This is a genomic window from Pseudundibacterium arcticum, from assembly GCF_042646465.1.
GTDB lineage: Bacteria > Pseudomonadota > Gammaproteobacteria > Burkholderiales > Burkholderiaceae_D > Undibacterium_A > Undibacterium_A arcticum.
The window spans coordinates 131,865-154,562 of sequence record NZ_JBHRTP010000040.1; the positions used below are offsets into that span (position 1 = coordinate 131,865).

The window sequence follows — 22,698 nt, forward strand, 5'->3', positions numbered from 1 at the left end:
AGGCTTACCGCTTCGACAGCGCCTGTACCGGATCAAGCTGCGCGGCGCGGCGCGCGGGTAACACGCCGAACAGCATGCCGGTGACGAGTGCAGTGCCCAGTCCTGCGAGCACCGCCCAGCCGGGCGGGAAAGCCGGGAAGGTCGGATATAACTGACGAATGATGGCGGCGCCCGCGTGACCGAGACCGAAGCCGACCACGGCACCGACCAACGACAGCATCGTCGCTTCGGTCAAAAAAACCAGGCGGATCGTGGTGCCGGTCGCTCCGAGCGCCTTCAGCAAGCCGATTTCAGCAGTACGCTGCGTTACCGAAACCAGCATCACGTTCATCACCAGTATCCCCGCCACCGCCAGGCTGATGGCGGCGATACCGGCCGCGCCGAGAGTCAGTGCGCCGAGCACGCGGTCGAAGGTGGCGAGCACCGCGTCCTGGGTGATAACGGTCACGTCTTGTTCCCCCTCGTGGCGCAGCTTGATGATTTCCGCCACCTGCGCCTTGGCCGGCTCGATCGAATCGCGGCTGGTGGCTTCGACCAGGATGCGGAACAGCGTGTTGCTGTTGAACATGGCCTGCGCCAGCGCGACCGGGACAATCACCAGTTCGTCGGTATTCATGCCCAGGCCTTGGCCACTGGACGCGAGCACGCCGACGATGCGGAAGCGCCGGTCGCCGATGCGCACCAACTGGCCGAGCGCCGGCGTGTTGCCGAACATCTCGTCGCGCACTCTTGCGCCGATGATTGCTTCGGCAGCACCACGTCGCCAATCCGTTTCGGGAAGAAACCGCCCCTGCGCCAGCGTCAGTCGGCGCACTTCGAGAAACTGGGCGGTGGTACCGGCCACCATGACTTCGCGCAGTTTGCCGCCGACGCTAATTTCCGAGGTGCCGATAGCGAGTGGCGCTACACGGTGCACCGCACTCGCGCGCTGAAGCGCCTGGGCATCGTCGATGGTCAGGTCGCGCGGTGTGCTGGTGATCGCGTTGCCCGGGTTGAAGCCGCCGGTCTGCGAACGGCCGGGCAGGACGATTACCAGGTTGCTGCCGAGCGACGAGAATTCGTTCATCACATAACGCCGCGCGCCGTCGCCGAGCGCCGTCAGCACCACCACGGCCGCCACGCCGATCGCCATTGCCAGCACCAGCAGCGCGGTGCGCAGCGGGTTGCCGGTGGCCGCGTCGCGTGCGAAGCGGATCAGGTCGGGGCTGCGCATGATTGTGGATTCATGAGGCGATGCCGGAATCGTGTCGAAGCGCGCCGTCTTCCATCAGCAACTGGCGTCGCGCGCGGCCGCCGATGCTGGCATCGTGGCTGACGACAATCAGCGTCACCCCGCGGTGGTTCAGTGCTTCGAGCAGACGCACCACCTCGTCGCCGGTAGCGCGGTCGAGGTTGCCGGTCGGCTCGTCGGCCAGGATCACCGCCGGCTGCATGATGGTGGCGCGTGCGATGGCGACACGCTGGCGCTGCCCGCCGGAGAGCTGGTCCGGGCGGTGGTCGGCGCGGTTCTCCAGGCCATAGTCCTTGAGCGCCTGCGCCACGCGTGCGGCGCGCTGCTGGGGTGCGATCCCGGCCAGCATCATCGGCAGCGCGATGTTTTCGGCCGCAGTCAAGCGCGGCACTAAGTGAAAGCTCTGAAACACGAAGCCGATCCGTTCGCTGCGCACCCGTGCCTGTTCTTCCTGCGACAGGGTCGTAACATCCTGCCCTTCGAGGCGGTAGGTGCCGGCATTGGGGCGGTCGAGCAAGCCGAGCAAATTGAGCAGTGTCGATTTCCCCGAGCCGGAAGGCCCCATCACCGCCACATATTCGCCGGCAGCGATGGCAAGATCGAGGCTGTGCAGCGCGTGCACCTCGCTGTCGCCGACGTGGAAAACACGTTCGATTCCGGAAAGCTCGATTAGGGCGGCGCTCATCACTTCGACTTTTCTTCCGCCACGAAATGGGCGCCGGCTTTCACTCCTTCGCGCTCGAGCGAGGTGACGACGCGCTCGCCGGCGGCCAGACCGTTCTGCACTTCCGTGTATTCCCAGTTGGCCAAACCGGTCTTGACCTTGCGTTCCTGCAGTTTGCCGTCGGTGCCGGCGACCAGCACGCGGCCGCCTTCCTGCAACGCGGAAGTGGGAACGCGCAACACGTTGTCACGCACCGCTAGAATCACTTCAACGTCGGCGCTGTACCCTACCAGGAGCTTGCCGGGTGCTTCAGGATGGTCAAGTGTGGCTTCGATGTCCACTGTGCGCGCTTGCTTCTCGACCGCAGAAACATAAGGCGCCACCCGCCTCACCTTGCCGGGGAACGACTGTTTCGGCAGCGCGTCGAGACTGATCCGCACCGGTTGTCCGGCTTTGATCTTCGGCGCATCGACTTCATCCATCGGCGCCCTGACATACAGGCAGGAGTCGTCGATCAGGTCGATCGCCGGCGGGGTCGGTACGCCGGGCGGCGAAGGGGTCGAGTATTCACCCACTTCGCCGACGATTTTGGCGATCGTGCCGTCGAACGGCGCGTACAGCACAGTCCGGCCCAGCTCGACTCGGGCCGCGCTGACTCTGGCTTGAGTTTGCGCGACATCGGCTTTGACCGCGTCGCAACTGGCACGCTTGGATTGTGCTGCGGCGCGCGCTTGTTCTTCCGCGGACTTGGAGACGAAGCCTTGGGCGCGCAACGACGCTTGGCGTTCCGCTTCGCTTTCCGCATTGACTGCCAGCGCGCAGGCTTCGGCCACGTGCTTGCGCGCGGATTCGACCTGGGTCAACGCCAGCACCCTCTGCGCCTGCTGATCGTCGTTCCAGAGCTTGATCAACAACTGCCCCTTCTTCACGCGGTCGCCTTCCTTGACCGCCAATATCTCGATGCGGCCGCCCAAGATGGTCGACAGTCTGGTGCGCAGACAGGCTTCGACCGTGCCGGCGCGCGTGTTGGCGATGCTCGATTCGACCTTGCCGCGATCGATCTCCTTGAGAGCCACGGTGACGGGTTTGGGTTGGCTGAACCACCATAGGCCGGACGCAATCAAGATAAGGACGATAAGCGCGAGGAGCAGATGGCGGATCTTGGCTGGCAACATTGGAAGGCTTAATTGCCGCAACGGGCATATTAGTTTAAGTCTACGATAGTCCAACAAAACTGTTGGACTGGCAAGAACGGTGCTAATAAGAATCACTTTGGGTGAATCTTGGTCTACCGTAGGGATATGGATCTACTACCGATTTCTTCAGCAAACGCAAAAGATTGGGCGGACTGCAACATTCGCGCAATGCTTGGTTCGGCCCAGAATACCCAGTCGTTCTGACCAATCCGGCAGACCTGATTGCCGACGACACTCGTCCAATTTGAGACAATCACGATGAATTTTTGATTTCAATTCATCAAAATCCAGTGTGTTTCATCACATTGAAGTATATTTCCCTGGGGAAATACTCACCACAAAAGCTACTTAACAAGGAAATCGCGATGCACAAACGCAGAATGATTGGCTTCATGTTTTGTCTGACAGCACTAGGCTTGAGCGGAAGCGCATTTGCCGAATTGCCGCCCATCAAGATCGGTGTAATCGGTCCTGTCACCGGAAAATCGTCGGAAGACATGGGACAGAGCATTGTCGGCGGCGCCAGGGTGTTCCTTGCCGACATTAACCAGATGGGCGGGATCTTGGGCCGACGGGTCGAACTCGTCGAGCGTGACGACCAGGCCAAGCCGGAGGTCGGCGTTGCGATGGCCAAGGAAATGGTCGAACAGGAAAAAGTGGTTGCAGTAGTGGGTTTCGGTAATACCGGCGTCGCGCTGCCGTCGGCTAAAGTGTTCCAGGACGCGAAGATTCCACTGATCGTGACCGGCGCCACCGGCGCCACGCTTACCAAGTCATTCATGCCACCGGCCTATCCGGTCAGCTATGTATTCCGCACTTCCGCCAGCGACGCGCTGCAGCCGATCGTGATCCTCAACGATGTGATCGACCGCCGCAAGATCGACAAGATCGCACTACTGCATGACGAAAGCCCCTATGGCCAGTTCGGAAAGCAAAGCATGCTCACAGAGCTGGAACGGCGCAAGCTCAAGCCGGTCCTGGTAGAGAGCTTCAAGGTCGGCGACCAAGACATGACGGCGCAACTGCTGCGCGCAAAGGAGAGCGGCGCTCAGGCGATCGTGATGTACTGCCTCGGCCCGGACGCGGCGATGGTCGTAAAAAGCGCGGAAAAGCTGAAACTGAAACTACCGCTGGTCGGGCCGTGGACCCTGTCGCAGCAGACATTCATCGACAAGTCCGGCCAAGGCGCGGAAGGCGCGCGTACTGCGGTGACGTTCATCGAAAACGAACTGAGTTCGGTCAGCAACCAGTTCTCGCTTGTCTATCGCAAGATCAACAATGTCAACCGCATTCCGTCCGCCGTGGCCGCCGCCCAAACCTATGATGCGCTGCGCCTGGTTGCGCTGGCGATGTTCCAGGCCAACTCGACCGAAGGTCCGAAGGTCCAGGCCGCACTGGAGAACTTGCGGCAGCATACGACGTCGACCGTCGTCTCGCGCTACTACCTGCCCTTCTCGCCGAGCGACCATGAAGCGATCGCGCTGAACATGGTCGTCATGGGCGAAATCCGCAACGGGAAAGTGGTCTATGCCTACAAGGAAGACGCCAGCCGGGGATCGATCGCGCGCACGAAGAAAACCCAGTAACTGGAATCGATCAGTGTGAGAAACCAGCGTCGACCACATGCCTTGCTCAATATGCTGGCGTTCTCCATGTTCCCGGTTAAGGAATGCGCAGCCCGCTGGAAGAAAGCCAGCGGGATTTTTTGTGGAATTTCCTCCCAGATCGAAACGAACATGGCAGGGTGGAATGCCCCAAATGGTATTCAACGAGCGCTATATTTCCGCTACCGGTCACGACGGCGGAAACATGATGCCCGTTTCGTAGCCCCACTGCACCAAAATGGCAGCCGCCATGAAACAGCGCTTGCTCAGGCTGCATTCCCGTATGCGAGCTTCGGATACCAGTCAGATCCGCGCCCTGCAGGGGTCAGGTCCAGGATGTTCCACAAGGGCGTCGGATCGGGCGCACCACGCGGGTCTTGGCCCGGGTCCTCGGTACCGAAGAGTTCCGCCCCCCAGAAGTGCCGCACCAAGCCATCGCGCCTGACCCAGATGTCGAGTGCAGGCCATTCACTGCCGTCGGACGCGAGGCCGCGGTAATCGCGCGCGAAGTCGTCACCGACCGTCTGGTAGAATTTCAAGTTGGTCCAGCCGCGCTCGCGAGCGAATGCCAGCTGTCGCTCGACGGGAGAGCGTCCGATCACTGCGATGGCGATCCGCTGGGAAATATCGCGAGCAGGGATGTCGATCGAGCCGAGGAACGAGGTGCACATCGGGCACGGCCGTTCGCGCTCGGGGCCATACATCCAGAAGTAGGTGACCAGGGTGTCGTGAATACCGAACAGGTCCGTCATGCGGACCGTCTTCCCGGCCTCGTCGTTGAATTCGTAATCGCGCGCTTCACCTCCGGGAGGCAACGCGCGCCGCTGCACGGCGACGCGCTCGATGTGGCGCCTGAGCTCGATTTCTTCCGCCAGCAATGCGATACGCGCTGCGCGGTACTCGGCGCTGTCATTCGGATAGGGCTTGCTTGCTGCTGCGAGCTCGGTGGCGGATCTCAGCTGGGTCATCGTATGCTCCTTCTGTGATGGTTCGGGTTGCCCCGACCATGCTCCCTTTCCTGACACGATACTACGCTCTTCACAACAAGCCAACAGTGCGGTAGATCACTTAGCAGCACCAGGCGAGCGCGCCAAACATTTCGCGAGTGTTGTAACGCTTAACACAAGGAGTGAGCGGCGCGACTACAGTGTTGAATTTTTCTTAGAACGACCGCTGTCAAGTGTACGGTCACGCAGCTGAAAGCGGTCGTTCGACGGCATAATCGACCGGAAGCCGTCCGACGGTGCCATGCCGCCCTCGGGATGCGAACTCAGGTCGGGAACAGCCGATTGGGCTGCCATCAATTTGCCGGATATCTACCCTGGCTACAGCCCCTTTTCGACCATGTCCAACAGACGTTGCCCGATCACATCCGTCTGCTTGCGGGCGAGGTTACGCAGCGGTCCGTCGATGACGAGCAAAGCCAGACCGTGCACTGCGGACCAAGCTAGGTATTCCGCACCTGGACGACGCTCGGGCGACAGCACGCCCGCTTCGACGAGTCTGTCCAGTGCGGCGCCCAACAACTGGAAAGGGTTCAGGCCACTGTTCCCGGCCTTGGCCGGATCGACGTCGCCCTCAACCTTGTCCGGGGCCGCGAACGCGGTGCGGAACAATCCCGTTTCTGCCTGCGCGAATCGCAGATAACCTGTGCCGACCGCGCGCAGGCTCGCACGGGCGAAGTCGGCGGGACGTCTTGCACGGGGCAGCGCGGCCAACTCGGTCTCCATGGCGATGGCCAGCGCTGACAGCGCTGCAGAACGGACCGCCTGCAAAAGCTCCTGGCGGCTGGCGAAATGCCGGTACGCCGCATTGGGGACCACGCCCGCACGCCGGGTGGCTTCGCGCAGCACGACCGCATCGGGTCCGCCGCTACGCGCAAGCGTGATGCCCGCTTCCAGCAACGCTTTCCGCAAATCGCCGTGGCGATAGGTGGCGCGTGCCGGTGGGTTGCTTGTTTTGTCGGCCATCATCTCTAGATTGACATTTGCAATTTCATGTACTAACTTATTGTGGACAGTGTACACAAACTCAGCTTCTGGCGCAGGCATTTCAACCACCTCAGGAAACGAACATGGCAGAGACGACTCAGCCCGAGAGCCACAAGGCAGGAACGGCAACTGGGACTCGCCATCTGCAGAAACCCGGCAGCTCTGACTTCCCATCGCCACATATGGAGGCCCCATGAAGCTCTACTATTCGGAAACCTTGAATCCGCGCAAGGCCTGCGCAGTCGCGAAGTATCTGGATTCGCCCGTGGAATATATCCCCGTCGACTTGGGGAAAGGCGAACACTTGACTCCTGCGTTCCGTGCGCTCAACCCCAATGCCAAGGTGCCGGTGCTGGTGCACGCAGGTAGGACATTGTGGGAGTCGAACGCGATCATGTGCTATCTCGCCGACCAGGCCGGGTCAGACCTGTGGCCACGCGATAAACGCCAGTTCGACGTCATCCGCTGGCTTAGCTGGGATGCCAAAGAATTCTTGCCGCAGGCCGGGACGCTGTACTTCGAACACATTATCAAGCCCCGGATCGGCTTGGGCCAGCCCGATCCGACCGTGATCGAAACAGCGACCAAGGGCTTTAATCGATACGCTCGCGTGCTGGACGATCATCTGGGCGGACGCAGGTATCTCGTGGGCGATACGTTGACCGTCGCGGATTTTGCCGTGGCGATAACGCTGCCCTACGCGGACGAGGCGCGAATACCCCTCGACAATTTCCCGGAGATCCGGCGCTGGCACGCACGCCTTAACGAATACGAGGCTTGGCGCGAGCCGTTCCCGAGTGTAGCGGGCCGGTAAGGCGATGCGCGACCTCAAGCCATAGTCCTTCGCATCGCGCAAAAAGATTGTTCGACGTATCGATTCTGGAAAGCTTCGTGCGTCGTACAAGCAGAGTCGAGTTCAGCCGGTCGAGTCCGGAAGCCCGACTCGCAACCTGAAACCAAAACCCCAACCCCTGAAAAGGAGACGCCATGCTAGTCCAACCCTACCTGTTCTTCGACGGCCGCTGCGATGAGGCGCTCGAGTTCTACCGCAGCGCGCTCGGCGCCGAGGTGACGATGCTGATGCGCTTCAAGGAAAGCCCAGAACCTCATAACCCCGAAATGTGTCCACCTGGCGCCGACGACAAGGTGATGCATGCGAGTTTTCGCATCGGCGATACAACGGTGATGGCCTCTGACGGCCGATGCCTGGGGAAGCCGAGCTTCCAGGGCTTTGCGCTGTCACTGACGGTGCCTGACGAGGCCGAGGCCGAGCGGCGATTCGCTGCTCTGGCCGACGGTGGGCAGGTGCAGATGCCGCTCGCCAAGACCTTTTATTCGCCGCGCTTCGGCATGGTCGCTGACCGCTTCGGCGTGTCGTGGATGGTCATCGTGGTGCTTTGAGGGTCGCATCGTTCACCGACTGATACCCAACGAAGCAACCCAGCGGACGCTTTACGACATCGTTGATTTTTAGCGTCAAACGTCCGCTTTCTTGAAGCACGACCGGCTGCTTAGGTCGAAGGTAGACAGCGGGACATATCAAAGCGCAGCAGCGGCTGGCCTAATACTTTTTGGTTTTGTAGCCATGACTAACAACTATCTGACCGCCTTGGCCAAGCCGGAAGCAGGATGTCGAAAAAAACGCATGGCAACCGTTTTGAGAGGCTGGCTTTTCTTTCGACGTGTTTCCCCTTTTATGCGGATATCGAGCTCAGGTCAGCGCGACTACCGCGTCATGCGTCTTGTCCGACAATGCATCGTAATGGTGCCGGAGATGATCTTCCATAAATGAGCTCACAAAGTAGTAGCTATGGTCATAGCCGGCGTGCAGCCGGAAGTTGACTGCCTGGTTGAATTCACTCGCGGCGGCCACCAAAGCGGATGGCTGCAACTGCTCCCGCAGAAATTTGTCTGCGCCGCCCTGATCAATGAGTATCCTCCCTGGATAGCCCCATTGACGCAGCAATTCGGTCGCATCGTACTGGCACCAGTCGCTCTGGTTGGACCCTAAATAGCGCTTGAACGCGTTCTGGCCCCACGGGCACCGCATCGGATTTGCCACCGGTGCGAAGGCGGAAACCGAGCGGAAAGTCTTTGGGTTGCGCACAGCGCAGACCAGCGCGCCATGACCGCCCATAGAGTGACCGAAAATGCCTTGCTGTGCGGGATCTACGCGGAAGTGTGACGCCACAAGTTGAGGCAACTCCCTGGTCACGTAGCTGTACATCTTGAAATGGGTAGACCAAGGTAACTCGGTAGCATCCACATAAAAACTCGCGCCAAGACCGAAAGTCCAGTCGTCCGCCTCACCCGCAATGTTCGCGGTCCGCGGACTCGTGTCTGGCGAAACGAGCGCCAGTCCCAGTGTCGCGGCCAACGCCGCAGCCTGGCCTTTTGCGAAGAACGTTTCTTCGGTACATGTGAGGCCTGCGAGATAGTAGAGCACCGGCACGCGACGGTATGCAGCCTGCGGCGGAAGATAAATTCCAAAGCGCATGGGGAGGCCGATTTTTTCTGAGGAATGCTTGAGAAAGACCTGAACTCCGCCATGGCAGGCGCTGGTTGAGATAACTTCAAGGCTCGCGTGATTCTCGTCCGAAAAGGAACGGGTTAGGTAAGGTTCGACTAAAGAAAGCATGATTGAGTTGTATTGTGATTGAAAAAAACCGGGCCACTGCATCGCAGTCGCCCGGCAAACCGTTAACCTCCAAGATTCATCTGTCATCTCGCACTACACCATGCGCGCGGGTGAATCAGAAATGCCCATCCGTTACGACGAATGGCGTGCGCTGCGATGCACTGGTGACTTTGCTGCTGTTATTGCCGTAGTTATTTTTCCAACACTCCAACTCGAATCCCACTCGAACAAGTCCCTTATGCGCGGCGAGCGCGCCGATATCGAACATGATCTCCGGATGAATCAGCAGCGCCGCCTTCGTGTTCGCACCAAAACTACAGCACCCTCGGTACGGACAAAGAACATGCAATCGGCATGGCGCCGATGACGGTGCGTGCGCTTGTGCGTCAGAAGTGGTATTCGACGCGTGCCATCGGTGTTTTGGCGAGGGAGCCGGGCACGGACGAAGGATTGCCGAACTTGTTACGCCAGTATTGATACTCGAGGCCGGCCCGCAGCGTGTTTTTGCCGAGGCCCAGAGGTGTGCCAAGGTCGTACATCACCTGCGCATCGATATTTAGTTCCGGAGCGGTACCGCCGCCGAATTCGTTCCGCCCCTTGGCGGCAATGTAGTTCATGTAACCTTCGAAAGCCAGGCCGGTGGAACTGATTGGGATGCCCCATGCCGCATTGAGCATCGGGTGCAGGTCGTAGGTGTAGCGGCTGGATATGCCAACCGGCCGGTTGCTTTCATGCATCAACAGCAGACTGATATTCAGAAAGCCCGGCACGTCCATCATTAACGTTGGCCCTAACAGCAGCATGCGCTTTTTCGATGCGTAACCGGTGTCGTTCTTGGTGTTCCAGTCGAACCCGGCTGTCAGGCCAAGGCCGCGAACCGGGCCGAAGGCTAGGTTTTTTCCGGAAATTTTTCCCAGATCCAGGGTGTGGCGATAAACGACATAGGCTTCCTGCGCGTTGTCGTCCTTGCTGTCGGATTGCAGCAAGTCCACGTTGAAATAGTTCGAGCCATATTTGTATCCGCTGGCGTGAGTCAGGTTGAAAATGTTCTTCGTAATGTCCTGCCCGTTGAACGGTTCGGCAAAGTGGGTGCCGTAGCGATAGCCGATCGATGTATCACTCCAGTCGGCTGCACTGGCCTGCTGGATACTGGCCAGTGCAGTTACTCCTGTCAGTACGCAGGATACGAGCTTGCCCATGTTTATTGCCACTTGCTTTGCCATGATGCTGATCTCCAAAAGAGAAGTTGATAATCAAAAAATGAATTAAGGAGCGACGTTTGAACCGGTTGCGGCAAGGCTTGCCATGTATCGAAAGTCAATATAAATGGTATTCCAAATTAAAACAATGGTATACCAAAAATATTTCCAGTCGAAGGTTATCAGAGCCGCAGAACGTAGTGAGCAGCGAGGAATCTGGACGTTGTAATCTGACGATGTTGCGTGGATAAGCCCGGCGCCCTTCCCCATGCGGCAACAGTTTCCCCTTGAATGAAATTCATGCTTGTTCCAGTGTTGAGTGTGAAAAAAACTAGGTATCAGAGCGCGCGATGGCATCCACTACGCATTCGCGCATTTCCCTGCAGGCGGGCGACCGGTGGGTCCGGTCATGCCACAGCAGGTAAAACCTCATTGCCGGAAAAGAAATCGGCGACGGAATAATTTGCAGAGGAAGATCCTTGCTGTACTCACCTGCGAAGCGCTTGCAGGTCGTAAAGATCAGGTCCGACTGGACCAGCAAATTAGGAACGTTATTAAAGTAGGGTAATACAACTTTCACATTGCGCCTCAGGCCCATCTGCGCAAGATAGGCGTCAATTACACCCAACTGGTTGGCATTGACAGGGAACAGGCCCAGGTGGTCGGCGGCAAGGTAATCGGCCTGGCTGAAGCCGCCCTTCAGCACTGGATTGCTCTGCCGGGCCAGACAGATGATCTCGTCCTCGAACAGCGGATACAGGTGCAGATGTTCTGGCGGCGAACCCCAGTTTCCCACCATCAGATCGAGCGCGCCGGTCTCGAGTGATTCCTGATAATCGAAATCGAGCGACAGCGCGTGCACCTGGATCGAAGCGCGCGGCATTTTCTGCAACAAGCGCGCAATGATGTCCGGGATGAAGCGTGGGCTGATGTAATCGAGCGTACCGATATGAAACTCGCGATTGATATCTGCAGGCGCCGGTGTCGCTTCCGGCACGCAGAGCCCTTCCAGATCAGCGGCGACGCTGCGGATGCGGCCATAGAGTTCCGCCATCCGCGCGGTCGGCACCATACTGTTGCGCCCGCGAACGAACAAGGGGTCATTGAAAATCGTACGCAGACGAGTCAGGCCTGCACTCACCGTCGATTGCGGTAGATTCAGCTTGGCCGCGGCGCGTGAAACGCTCTCCTCTTCCGCTACCGCAACAAGTACGCGTAGCAAAAAGCCGTCGAGCTGATCGCTGGTTAGTTTCATGAGGCCTCCGGTGCCGGGACGATCCGCTTACGCCACAAGCACGGACGCTTGCGCCGACTTTCTGGCGCCACGATTCAGGACCGCATTCAGAACGATCGCCGTCATACATCCAGTGGTGATGCCGCTATGCAGGAAGATCTTGACGGTGCCGTCGATCTTTTCATAGAAGCCTGGCACCGCCACGGTAATCAAGCCGATGCCCAGGCTGGCGGCGATAATCAGTGTATTGTTGCCGTTGCCGAGATCTACTTTGGCAAGAATGCGCAGGCCGGTAGTGGCGATCATGCTGAACATGACAATTGCGGCACCACCCAGCACAGCAAGCGGCATCGAGGCAAAGATTGCCGCCATCTTCGGTACCAGGCCCAGCGCCAGTAAAAGTACACCGGTCGTCGCCACTACCCAGCGGCTGCGCACGCCCGACATTGCCACCAATCCGACGTTGGCGTTGTAGGCGCAGTACGGGAAGGTGTTGAGAATGCCGCCGATCACCGTGGACAGTCCATCGGCTCTGAGTCCTTTGGCGATCTCTGCATCGCCGATCTCTTTGTCGACCATTTCACCGACGGCAAAAAAATCCGCGGTCACCTCGGTGATGATGACCAACATAGCAACGCACATCAGCAAGATCGAAAGCGGATCGAACACCGGGAAACCGAACGCCAGCGGTGTGATGACGCCAATCCAGTCTTCACCTGGCACCTTTGAAAAATCCGCCTTGCCGAACGCCATGGCCACCGCCGTCCCTGCCAACAGACCGACGAGTACGGCAGCATTACGCAGCAGGCCGCGGCCGAAGCCATACGTCACCAGTACCGTGCCCAGCGATACTGCAGCGAGCAGCAGATTGGTGGGTGATCCAAAATCCGGCGCCTTTGGCGCGCCGCCGGCAGCCCAGCGCACTGCGACTGGCAACAACGATAGTCCGATCAGCAGGATCGTAGTACCCATGACAACCGGCGGAAAGAAGCGCCGGATCTTGCCGAAGAACGGCGCAATCAGCATGCAGAAAAACCCGGCCGCGATCGTTGCACCGTACTCCGCGGGCATGCCATGTTCCTTGCCGATCAGGATCATCGGGGTCACCGCGACAAAACTGCATCCCTGAATCAGCGGCAGCCGAATACCGAACTTCCAGAAGCCGACCGACTGGATCAGTGTGGCGATGCCGCAGGCGAACAGGTCGGCATTGATCAGCATGACAAGCTGCGCATGGCTGAGACCGATGGCGTTGCCAACCACAATCGGAATCGAGACTGCAGCCGCATACATTACCAGCAAGTGTTGCATGGCCAACAGCAGGTTTTTCCCTGGCGGTAGCCAGGTATCGACCGGGTGCAGGGTCTGTGAATGATTCATGTTGATGTCTCCTTTGGTGACAGTGGAGGGGCTCACCTCCCTGCTTTTTTGTAATCCGGATCGTCCGGTGGTTGAATGCATATTGTGCTTATTCAACACGGAGGGCAACTGCCCAGGCGCGTTTGTGCGTCGCAGCAAAAATTACCGAAGTTGCGGATCTATGCAATATTAAAAACGGTAACTACCTGTATACAAAGCCACTTTCAGCCGCATAGCTGCCGGCGCTTCCAAATGTGCAAACGCAACAATCATGCGCATTATCAGCTTTCGTAATTTCGGGAATCGACGAAGAATGGCCGGGACCGATTCGTAAAATTGGTCTCACCCTTGTTATCCGATTTCACGATTTCCGGAATCAACAGCATGCCGCTGCTTTCACGCCAGAGCCTACGTATAGTTCGAGCAAGCCTTGCAGCGATGGCCTCCAAGCCAACGACTGCGGCAATGTATCTCTGGAGAAAATTATGTACGAAGAATGGCTGGATCTCGACGTCACCGGAATCCGTGAACTGACGTCTGCGGTCAAGGAATTCGAATTGCGTGCGCCGGATAAAAGTGCCCTTCCTGCGTTCCGCGCTGGCGCGCACTTGCGCTTTATGCTGCCGGTCGAAACCGGTGCAGTGGAGCGTTGCTACTCTCTGATTAACGCTTCCGAGCAAAACGCGATCTATCGCATCGCGGTACATCGTGCGGCACAAAGCAAAGGCGGTTCGTCCTTCATGTGCGAAAGCGTCATGGTCGGCACCCGCCTCCGAGCGCGTCCGCCAAAAAATGATTTTGTGCTGACATCAGGCGGCCGGCATCACGTGCTGCTGGCTGGCGGCATCGGTATCACGCCGATCTTTTCGATGGCGAAAGCGCTGGCTGCCGCCAATCAGTCGTTCGAGATCCACTACGTTGCCAGAACGCCTGAATCCATGGCGTACCGGGACGAGATCGCGGCCGCCTTCGACGACCGGGTGCAAGTCTATTTCGATCATGGCGACCCTTCGATGGGAATGCCGCTGCAGCGGATATTGGCGGGTCCAGAAAATGGAACGCATGTCTATGTGTGCGGCCCACAGCCAATGATCGACAGCGTTCTCGCTAATGCCCAACTACAAGGCTGGCGCGGCGACAGTATCCACTTCGAACTGTTTGCTCCGCCGGCCACGGATCCGAGCGACAGCGCCATCGAGGTGACGCTTGCTCGCTCGCACCAGACGGTGCAGGTCCCGGCAGGTAAGCCGATTCTCGACGCGCTTCTCGAGCATGGCTGCGACCTGCTCTACGACTGCCGGCGTGGTGAATGCGGCATCTGTGCAGTGCCCGTACTGGAAGGCGTGCCAGAGCATCGTGACTATGCTTTGTCGGAATCGCAGAAGCGGGACAACAGCACCATGTGCATTTGCGTGTCTCGCGCAAAAACGCAACGGCTCGTGCTGGATATTTGATCACTAACAGGAGACAAGAATATGGAAATCATCAGGAACCGCTGGTATGCGGCCGCTTGGGGCCAGGAGGTCGGCCGACACATGCTGTCGCGATCCTTTTTTGGAGAAAAGACGCTGCTTTACCGCAAGGAGAACGGGGAAGTTGCGATGCTGCTGGATCGCTGCCCGCACAAAGGGGCGCCGCTATCCCTCGGTGAGCTGAAGGGCGATGTCGTCGCCTGTCCCTATCACGGACTGGAGTTCGACTGCTCGGGGAAATGCGTGCGCATTCCCAGCCAGAGCGCGATCCCTCCGACGGCGAAGGTCAAGGCGTTTCCTTGCCTGGAGCGCTACGGCATCGTCTGGTTCTGGCCGGGTGATCCTGCCGCAGCCGACGCGGCGCTGCTATTCCACTTCGAACATTACGGTGCGCCGGAATGGGAAGTTTTGCAGGGACCGTACACCCACTTCCCTGCCAGTATCGAAAACATCCTGGACAATCTGGTCGATCCGGCCCACACCACCTTTGTGCATAAAAAAACCATTGGCGGTGCAGATGCGAGTGATGTGCCGCTCACTGTCGAGCAAAACGGCGACACCCTTGTGGTCGGTCGATGGATAGAACAGTCCGAGCCGGTTCCCATCATGCGCAAGTATGGAAATTTTCCGGGCCTGATCGACCGCTGGCAGTACTACAGCGTGTTCCTGCCGAACATTTCTCTGGTCGACATGGGTGCGGTTGATGCCGGCACCCCACGCGACGAATCTTCTCGCAACGGTCGCTATCGGACGCTGTCGTACGCTGCACTGACACCGGAAACCGCGGACACCACGCATTACTTCTGGTTCGTGCTCCGATGCTTCGCGTTGGGCGACGAGCAAGTGTCGAAAGACATGCGGCAGGCCTACATCGAGACGTTCGACGAAGACCGTGCGCTGCTTGGTGCCATCCAGCGCAACTGCGACGACATGCTCGGGACGCCATTACGGCTAGTGATCGACAATGCCTCGATCCGATTGCGAAGAGCGCTCGAACGCATGGCAGGCACCGAGGCCACTGCGCCCCGGACTAACGACGTCTGCAACCATCCGTGATCAGGAGACCCACTATGCACAAACTACTACTTGGATGTAATGGGCGGGGTGCCCAGCACATTCCCGGAGCGCCACCTTCGATCGATGAACAGTTCCGCATGGTCAAGGCCAGTGGCGTCTTCGATTTTTTCGATCGCCTGCCGCAGCCTGGCGAGGAATTGGAATATCTGCGCGCATCGGAAAAACACGAGCTTCCGATGCTGACAGGTTTGTGGACCTATACCGCTGGGCGCGATGAAGCCTTGTTGCTGGCAAACCTGCGGTTGACCCGGGATTCCGGTGGCGAATGTCACAACATCATGCTGTTCCACGACCATGCCGATGGCCACGCGTTAAGCGACGCCGAAGTGGTGGCGTTCTATCGCCTTGCCTACGAGGAGGCGGTCCGCCTCGGCATCGACATCACCTTCGAGGTGCACATCTATATGTGGTCGGAAGACCTGCGCCGGGTCCTGCCGGTGGCGCAGCAGGTGCGCGCGGCCGGCATGCCGTTCAACTTCCTGCTAGACCACAGCCATGTGCTGATCAAGCTCGAAAATCCCGACGAACAGGATCTCTGCGGAATCCGGGAAGATGTCGAAGCCGGACGGTTGATTCTCGATCCATTCGAGTCCGGCAACATCGTGGATGCGTGGATTGCCGAGAACATGACACTGTGGCACGCGGTGCGTCCGGTCGCACCCAACGGCCCCCGCAACGCCTGGGCGCAACATCCGGACGGGCGACCCGGGCGCGCCTGCCAGTACCCGTTCCTGCGGCCGCGCCCAGGCGAGTGGCATTCCGACTGGTTTGCCTACAAGCTCGAGCCCAGCAAGGAAGTGGTACGAAAGGTCTTGCGCGCGCATCTGCAAAATCAGAACAGCCGTCTGCGCTACCTCACCACCGAGATCATCGACCTGCCGGACTACGGCGACGGCGCCCGCTATTCGCTGTTCGAACACAGCGTTGCTCTAGCCCTCTGGATCCGTGAAACGGAGGCGCAGTTGCGTGCAGACTTGGCGGCATCGCTGCCTGCCGAGTCCCTGGCTGCCTGACGGCACAGTGACATAAGGCCGCCTCTAAAAACCGTAGCGAGCGGCTCAAGGTCGGGGTAAGAAGCGCTGCCGTACTGAAGTACCGCGAGCATCGCAGCCCCGAAATTGTGCCGCGCAGTAGGTTTTTAGAGGCTGCTGTAAGCAATTATCTATTACGCTCAATTACAAAGGAATACACATGAAAGTCAGAGCCGCAGTCGCCTATCAGGCGGGGCAACCCTTAGTCATCGAAATGGTCGATCTGGAAGGTCCGAAAGCAGGAGAAGTCTTGGTGGAAATCAAGGCGACCGGCGTCTGCCATACGGACGAGTTCACCCGTTCTGGCGCCGACCCGGAAGGATTGTTTCCGGCCATCTTCGGGCATGAAGGCGCTGGTGTCGTGGTCGAGGTCGGGGCTGGCGTGACCTCGCTCAAACCGGGTGATCACGTCATCCCGCTTTACACACCTGAGTGCCGCGAATGCAAAACCTGCCTGTCGCAGAAGTCCAACCTGTGCACCGCGATCCGTAACACCCAGGGCCAAGGTCTGATGCCCGACGGCACCAGCCGCTTCTCGATCAATGGCCGCAAGATTCACCATTATATGGGTTGCTCCACCTTCGCCAATTTTACGGTGATGCCTGCCATCGCGCTCGCGAAGATACGGTCCGATGCACCGTTCGAGAAGGTTTGCTATATCGGTTGTGGCGTTACCACTGGCATCGGCGCAGTCATCAATACGGCAAAGGTTGAGCCGGGCGCGAACGTCGTGGTGTTCGGCCTCGGTGGCATCGGGCTCAATGTGATTCAAGGTGCCCGGATAGCCGGTGCCAACATGATCATCGGTGTCGATATCAACCCGCGTCGCGTCGAACTGGCGCGGCGTTTCGGCATGACACACTTCGTCAATCCGAAAGACATGGCGGAAGCTGATCTGGTACCGCATCTGGTGGAGCTCACTGGCGGTGGAGCGGACTATAGCTTCGAATGTGTCGGCAATACCAAACTGATGCGGCAGGCGCTTGAGTGCTGCCATCGCGGCTGGGGAGTATCGGTGGTGGTGGGCGTCGCAGGTGCCGGCCAGGAAATCGCCACCCGGCCCTTCCAGCTGGTCACCGGACGGGTCTGGAAAGGCACCGCATTCGGGGGCGCGCGCGGCCGAACCGATATCCCTAAGATCGTCGACTGGTACATGGAGGGCAAGATCGAGATCGATCCGCTGATTACCCACGTCATGCCGCTCGAAGACATTAACCGGGCCATCGAGCTGATGCACAGTGGCGAGTCGATCCGCAGCGTGGTGGTGTTCTGAACACGCAGTGATTGATCAGGGCACGAGGGGTCTGTTTACTTCGCAAACCGCGTGCAATTGAAATGAATGACAGTTGGTGCCGGGAACCGCTGGTGGGGCGGGTGCAGAACGCCGTGCTATTTCGTCTTTCCCTCGAAGCCATCGACGCCCTCGGCCAGTGGTGTTGCAGCGCCCGCCAAGTCATCGTGGATGATGATGCCTTCGATCGGATCCACCGGCCGGGTCCACGGCGCGAGATCAAGCATGCGCCGCGTATCGGCATAACCCGCCTGCCAGCGGGCGCGGATGCGCGCCGGAGTGAAGTCGATGTCCTTCATATGGTCCTCGCTGGCGACACTCGACGCGACGAGTCTGACGACGTGCATCGTCGTTTTGCAACCCCACGAAGCGAGTTCCTTGATTTCGGGGGAATCGCGCACCTTGTCCGGGATCGTCTTTACCAATTCTAGGATGACGTGCCGTAGATGGTGAATCTGTTTTTGACGCGCGATGTGGCTAATGGCGCGGCTGGCATATTGAATGTCCTTTTCTCTGCCCGCCACTTGCCACAGCGTTTCGGGCACCGGGCCTTCCGGGTTCCAGACGTCCACGGTAAAGATCAGGGAATCGTGGCGGGGATGATCGTCTAGCACCGCTTCGAGGGGGGTGTTCGAGTAGATCCCGCCATCCCAGTAGAAATCATCCTTGACGCGGATGGCCGGAAACGCTGGTGGCAACGCACCTGACGCCATGATATGTTCCATCGCGATGGTTTCATTGCGGCTGTCGAAGTAACTCATTTCGCCGCTACGTATTTTGACGGCGCCGAGTGAGATCCGTGTGTGCCGACCGTTGATATAGTCGAGGTCCACCAGCCTGGCGAGTGTGTGGCGCAAGGGCGCCGTCGTGTAATACGCTGCATTCTCGATGCCGAGTAATGCGTGCTGGCCAAACAAAGCCATGGGATTCGGCGTAAAGAACGATGGAATGCCTGCCGCCATCGTCATCAAATTCACCACCGCATTCCCGAGCGCCGAGAGACAGAACTCCGGCACATTAGCACCGGCGTTCTGCTCGACGCCGTTCCAGAATGCGCCCAGACGCTCGAGCCGCTTGTCCGGCGGATTGCCTGCAATGAGTGCACCATTGATTGCGCCGATTGAGGTCCCAATCACCCAGTCGGGTTCAATCCCCGCTTCATGCAGCGCCTCGTAGACGCCGGCCTGGTAGGCACCCAGCGCACCGCCGCCTTGCAGTACCAGCACGACCTGACCGTGCGACGTCGGCCCCACACTTTTTGTCGCGCCGCTGCTGCGACGCGCAGTCTGCGTCCGTAATCTAGCCATTTGTCAGTTGCCCCGAATGAGACCATTTTGGCCCGACACGCTGATGTGCGCAAGCAGCTCCAAGTGCCGGTTGACTTTAATCTTGCAAGAACAAAACGTTTCCTGGGAACTCATGCGCTTGGCACCCCGCATCCTCGTGTACGCTGCAATTTCACCCCCATGGCCATCACTTATGCCGGATGACATCGATGGGGATTCCCCAAATACCAATCCCCCTTGATTGGGCGATTCTTTCCATCGTGACATATTCGACCGGTGCGTCAGGCAGCGTGACTGCCCATCCCCTTTGGAGCATCCACGCACTCAGGTCTTCGTTTCCGGACCTGCAGCTAGCCGTGATGCTGCCGTCAGGATTTGTCGCCCTGGGTATGCAGTGAACGAAATCGCCCGAGATTTTGAAGTCCAGTGCCAATGCTGTCCTTGTTCCGCATGGTACCGGCCGTATGAACGTGTAGCACGCCTGCTCCGTCGGGGGAATGTAAATGCCGTAGAGGTGAATGAGATAGCCGGCCACTTTCAGTGAGCCATCCTGCTGCACGAAAGCGAAGCTGGAAATCTCTGGGTCCGCCATGGCCCATGGCACTGCTGCCAGTCCGACAGAGGCCGCGAACAAGATATTGAGCACACGCTTGCCTGTCTTCATTTGCACCTTGCACCGTGAACGTGGGAATAACTGATGCGTAATTCATGTTACCTCAGTATTCACGGCTCATGCAGGGGCCGGCGTGTGGCTGCTTGCGGCCGCACACAGTGGATCGACAGCGCCGTCCAATTTGACCAGTAGGCCTTGCTGGCCTTTGCCGATCACCGTATCCCATTCCAGTCACCCAGCCGCGTCTTCTGGTCGACGATTTCGGGTCGGTCGTCAACGGCATTCGCCGAATGGCTGCAGCATTTTAAATTCATCGCCACCGCCGCTACTGCGTAGAATGGGCCACTTGCAATGTAACGAGGAATGAAGTCATGAAAAAATCCGATATGGAAAAGAAGAAAGCAATGAAACTGGCCGGCAATATGAGGCCGGCTGGCACCGGCGCACCGTTCGGCCAGGATGCCGCTGTCACCCTGGACCGGCGCGACCAGCGCAAGCTGGATCAGGCGGCCGGTCTGGTGCCATTCGCGGTCAAGCTCCACAGCGATCTGGTGGCCCAGCTGCAGGCCGTGGCACAGGCACGTGCAATCGGAATGAACGAAGTGGTGGCGGAACTTCTGCTCAAAGCGCTGGCCGACCAGCCAAAATAACGCGCGCTGATGGGTAACGCGGGCGCGAATCAGTCAGCCTCGATCGGTCAGTACGCCCCGGATCAGCTGCAAGGAACCGGGATCCTCAATCGACGACATATCGCCCGGATCACGCCCTTCGCAGATTGCCTGTATCGCCCGGCGTAACAGTTTGCCGGAACGCGTCTTTGGCAGCTGCGCGATGAAATGCACGCGCGCCGGTCGTGCTACTGCGCCAAGCTGGCGGTCGACCACCCCCATGATTTCCTTTTCCAGCGCCTGCTGCGCATCAGAACTGGCCGCCGCCGCCGGATTTTTCAGGATCACGAAGGCGACTGCAACCTGTCCCTTGAGCTTGTCTTCGACGCCGACCACCGCGACTTCGGACACGTTAGGGTGTCTGGAAATGCTTTCTTCGATTTCGCGCGTGCCGAGGCGATGGCCGGCGACGTTGATCACGTCATCGGTGCGCCCGAGGATGAAGTAATAGCCGTCGGCGTCGCGGATACCCCAGTCAAAGCTGGAATAGACGTGTGCGCCATTCAACTTGGACCAGTAAGTACTGACACAGCGCGCATCGTCGCCGTACACAGTCTGCATGCAGCCAGGTGGCAGCGGGCCTTCCAGCATCAGCACGCCTTTTTCATTCGGGCCGCATTCTTCCCCGGTACCCTCGTTAAACAGCTTGACGTTAAAGCCGGGCATTGCGACGCCGGGGCTGCCGAGTCTGGTCGGCATGTCTTCGATACCTTTGGCGATCGATAAAATCGGCCAGCCGGTTTCGGTCTGCCAGTAGTTGTCGATGATCGACACCTTCAGCGCGTCGGCAATCCAAGCCGAGGTGGTTTCATCGAGCGGCTCGCCCGCCAGATACAGCGCCTTGAGCGAAGACAAGTCATATCTCTGTATGTATTCCAGCGGCTGCTTCTTCAGCACCCGCACTGCCGTCGGCGCGGAAAACATGCGCGCGACCTTGTATTTTTCGACGATGCTCCACCAGATGCCGGCGTCGGGTGCGGTCGGCAAACCTTCGTACATGATGGTCGCCATGCCGGCAATCAGCGGGCCATAGACGATGTAGGAATGACCGACCACCCAGCCGATATCGGAGGTGGCAAAGTAGGTCTCACCTGGCTTGCCGCAGAATATGTTCTGCATCGAGGATGCCAGCGCGACCGCATACCCACCGACGTCGCGCTGCACGCCTTTAGGCTTGCCGGTGGTGCCGGAGGTGTACAGGATGTACGACGGCTCGTTCGATTCCAGCCAGGTGATCGGAACCTGAGCCTGCATATGCCGTTCGCGCAGGGCCACGTAATCGACATCGCGTCCATCCACCAGATGCATCGGCGCCAGGTTGCGGTTAACCAATAACACCGTGGCCGGCTTGTGCGTTGCCAGCGTGATCGCTTCATCCAGCAAGGGCTTGTACGGGATCGGTTTGCCGCCGCGGGACCCGGCGTCGCTCGATACGATTAACTTCGGCTGCGCATCGTCGATGCGCGATGCGAGGCTGTGCGAAGCGAAGCCGCCGAACACGACCGAATGGATCGCGCCGAGCCGGGCGCAGGCCAGCATCGCAAATGCCGCTTCGGCGATCATCGGCATGTAGATCAGCACGCGGTCGCCCTTGCCCACACCGAGCGTTTGCATGACGGCGGCGCAACGCGTCACTTCCGCTTGCAACTCGCTGAATGAATAGACCTTTTCGCTATTGGTCTCGGTCGAAATCGCGATCAGCGCCGGCTGCTCGCCTTGCGTGGCAACCCAGCGATCGACCGCGTTGTGGCAAAGGTTGGTCTTGCCGCCGACAAACCATTTGGTGAATGGGGCTTTTGAATAATCCAGCACTTGCGAAAACGGCTCGTGCCAGTCGATGCGCCTGGCTTCTTCTGCCCAGCAAGTCTGGGGGTCTTGTATCGATTGCTGATAGAGCTCTGCGTAATTCATATTATCTCCTGGCGGCAAGCGTGACACGGTTGTCGCGGCCTGTTTGGTAATGATAAAGACACAACGAAAATAATTACAGTCGCCCCAGCGAAGGCTGGGGCCCAGTGGCGTACGTCGCGCAACCAATAACAGTCGTTTCTTCGCAATACGGCCAAAGAGGCGCAACGGAAGACGCTGGGTCCCAGCGTTCGCTGGGACGACGCCGCTGAATATCATCCGTTTTACAACTTCAT

At 58.9% G+C, this 22,698-nt stretch carries 21 protein-coding genes; 8 read left to right on the forward strand and 13 right to left on the reverse strand.

Features of this window, described 5'->3' with window-relative positions:
• Nucleotides 1-4: 4 nt before the first annotated feature.
• Genes ACFOFO_RS13880 through ACFOFO_RS13890 form a run of 3 tightly spaced genes read right to left on the reverse strand, consistent with a single transcriptional unit; the run spans nucleotide 5 to nucleotide 3,070 of the window.
• Nucleotides 5-1,213 carry an ABC transporter permease gene (locus ACFOFO_RS13880; RefSeq protein WP_390323426.1) on the reverse strand — a complete coding sequence of 403 codons (1,209 nt, stop codon included), beginning with the start codon at nucleotides 1,211-1,213 and terminating at the stop codon, nucleotides 5-7.
• Nucleotides 1,214-1,223: 10 nt separating this feature from the next.
• A complete protein-coding gene (locus ACFOFO_RS13885) occupies nucleotides 1,224-1,916 on the reverse strand; it encodes an ABC transporter ATP-binding protein (protein ID WP_390323425.1) in 693 nt (230 codons plus the stop codon).
• A complete protein-coding gene (locus tag ACFOFO_RS13890; protein WP_390323422.1) occupies nucleotides 1,916-3,070 on the reverse strand; it encodes an efflux RND transporter periplasmic adaptor subunit in 1,155 nt (384 codons plus the stop codon). The genes ACFOFO_RS13885 and ACFOFO_RS13890 overlap by 1 nt, the downstream gene beginning before the upstream one ends.
• Nucleotides 3,071-3,456: 386 nt before the next feature.
• Between ACFOFO_RS13890 and ACFOFO_RS13895 the strand changes: the two genes are divergently transcribed.
• Nucleotides 3,457-4,677, forward strand: coding sequence for an ABC transporter substrate-binding protein (locus ACFOFO_RS13895; RefSeq protein ID WP_390331812.1), 1,221 nt, complete (start codon nucleotides 3,457-3,459; stop codon nucleotides 4,675-4,677).
• A 284-nt stretch (nucleotides 4,678-4,961) separates the two neighbouring features.
• Here the strand turns inward: ACFOFO_RS13895 and ACFOFO_RS13900 are convergent, their stop codons facing one another.
• Complete coding sequence (locus ACFOFO_RS13900) at nucleotides 4,962-5,663, reverse strand: DUF899 family protein (RefSeq protein WP_390323417.1); 702 nt, start codon at nucleotides 5,661-5,663, stop codon at nucleotides 4,962-4,964.
• Nucleotides 5,664-6,020: 357 nt separating this feature from the next.
• Nucleotides 6,021-6,665, reverse strand: coding sequence for a TetR/AcrR family transcriptional regulator (locus tag ACFOFO_RS13905; RefSeq protein ID WP_390331829.1), 645 nt, complete (start codon nucleotides 6,663-6,665; stop codon nucleotides 6,021-6,023).
• 214 nt (nucleotides 6,666-6,879) lie between these two features.
• On the opposite strand from ACFOFO_RS13905, the gene ACFOFO_RS13910 reads away from it, so the two are divergent.
• A complete protein-coding gene (locus ACFOFO_RS13910; RefSeq protein ID WP_390323415.1) occupies nucleotides 6,880-7,500 on the forward strand; it encodes a glutathione S-transferase family protein in 621 nt (206 codons plus the stop codon).
• A 173-nt stretch (nucleotides 7,501-7,673) separates the two neighbouring features.
• The gene (locus ACFOFO_RS13915; RefSeq protein WP_390323414.1) at nucleotides 7,674-8,087 is read left to right on the forward strand and encodes a VOC family protein; all 414 of its coding nucleotides are present in this window, start codon (nucleotides 7,674-7,676) and stop codon (nucleotides 8,085-8,087) included.
• 310 nt (nucleotides 8,088-8,397) lie between these two features.
• Here ACFOFO_RS13915 and fghA read toward each other — a convergent pair whose 3' ends face one another.
• The 5 genes from fghA to ACFOFO_RS13940 form a co-directional block, all read right to left on the reverse strand.
• Entirely contained in the window at nucleotides 8,398-9,324 is a 927-nt protein-coding gene (fghA, locus tag ACFOFO_RS13920) for an S-formylglutathione hydrolase (protein WP_390323413.1), read from the reverse strand.
• A 115-nt stretch (nucleotides 9,325-9,439) separates the two neighbouring features.
• Nucleotides 9,440-9,592 (reverse strand): hypothetical protein, encoded by a 153-nt coding sequence (locus ACFOFO_RS13925; protein WP_390323411.1) that lies wholly within the window; start codon nucleotides 9,590-9,592, stop codon nucleotides 9,440-9,442.
• Between the two features lie 118 nt (nucleotides 9,593-9,710).
• Nucleotides 9,711-10,523, reverse strand: a complete 813-nt coding sequence (locus tag ACFOFO_RS13930) for an outer envelope protein (protein WP_390331830.1) — start codon at nucleotides 10,521-10,523, stop codon at nucleotides 9,711-9,713.
• Between the two features lie 331 nt (nucleotides 10,524-10,854).
• The gene (locus ACFOFO_RS13935) at nucleotides 10,855-11,778 is read right to left on the reverse strand and encodes a LysR family transcriptional regulator (protein WP_390331813.1); all 924 of its coding nucleotides are present in this window, start codon (nucleotides 11,776-11,778) and stop codon (nucleotides 10,855-10,857) included.
• 27 nt (nucleotides 11,779-11,805) lie between these two features.
• A complete protein-coding gene (locus ACFOFO_RS13940) occupies nucleotides 11,806-13,137 on the reverse strand; it encodes a nucleobase:cation symporter-2 family protein (RefSeq protein WP_390331814.1) in 1,332 nt (443 codons plus the stop codon).
• 464 nt (nucleotides 13,138-13,601) lie between these two features.
• Between ACFOFO_RS13940 and ACFOFO_RS13945 the strand changes: the two genes are divergently transcribed.
• From ACFOFO_RS13945 to ACFOFO_RS13960, 4 genes are all read left to right on the forward strand, one after another.
• The gene (locus ACFOFO_RS13945; protein ID WP_390323407.1) at nucleotides 13,602-14,570 is read left to right on the forward strand and encodes a PDR/VanB family oxidoreductase; all 969 of its coding nucleotides are present in this window, start codon (nucleotides 13,602-13,604) and stop codon (nucleotides 14,568-14,570) included.
• Nucleotides 14,571-14,591: 21 nt separating this feature from the next.
• Nucleotides 14,592-15,644: an aromatic ring-hydroxylating dioxygenase subunit alpha gene (locus ACFOFO_RS13950; RefSeq protein ID WP_390323405.1), complete on the forward strand. Its 1,053-nt coding sequence runs from the start codon at nucleotides 14,592-14,594 to the stop codon at nucleotides 15,642-15,644.
• Between the two features lie 14 nt (nucleotides 15,645-15,658).
• A complete protein-coding gene (locus ACFOFO_RS13955) occupies nucleotides 15,659-16,678 on the forward strand; it encodes a xylose isomerase (protein ID WP_390331815.1) in 1,020 nt (339 codons plus the stop codon).
• A 178-nt stretch (nucleotides 16,679-16,856) separates the two neighbouring features.
• Complete coding sequence (locus ACFOFO_RS13960; protein ID WP_390323401.1) at nucleotides 16,857-17,969, forward strand: S-(hydroxymethyl)glutathione dehydrogenase/class III alcohol dehydrogenase; 1,113 nt, start codon at nucleotides 16,857-16,859, stop codon at nucleotides 17,967-17,969.
• Between the two features lie 116 nt (nucleotides 17,970-18,085).
• Here ACFOFO_RS13960 and ACFOFO_RS13965 read toward each other — a convergent pair whose 3' ends face one another.
• Both ACFOFO_RS13965 and ACFOFO_RS13970 read right to left on the reverse strand, forming a co-directional pair.
• Nucleotides 18,086-19,294, reverse strand: coding sequence for a patatin-like phospholipase family protein (locus tag ACFOFO_RS13965; RefSeq protein ID WP_390331817.1), 1,209 nt, complete (start codon nucleotides 19,292-19,294; stop codon nucleotides 18,086-18,088).
• Nucleotides 19,295-19,460: 166 nt separating this feature from the next.
• A complete protein-coding gene (locus tag ACFOFO_RS13970; RefSeq protein WP_390331819.1) occupies nucleotides 19,461-19,937 on the reverse strand; it encodes a thermonuclease family protein in 477 nt (158 codons plus the stop codon).
• 320 nt (nucleotides 19,938-20,257) lie between these two features.
• Here ACFOFO_RS13970 and ACFOFO_RS13975 point away from each other — a divergent pair, with 320 nt between their 5' ends.
• A complete protein-coding gene (locus ACFOFO_RS13975; protein WP_390323397.1) occupies nucleotides 20,258-20,536 on the forward strand; it encodes a hypothetical protein in 279 nt (92 codons plus the stop codon).
• 33 nt (nucleotides 20,537-20,569) lie between these two features.
• On the opposite strand, the gene ACFOFO_RS13980 is transcribed toward ACFOFO_RS13975, so the two are convergent.
• Nucleotides 20,570-22,465, reverse strand: coding sequence for a propionate--CoA ligase (locus ACFOFO_RS13980; protein ID WP_390331821.1), 1,896 nt, complete (start codon nucleotides 22,463-22,465; stop codon nucleotides 20,570-20,572).
• Nucleotides 22,466-22,698: the final 233 nt, after the last annotated feature.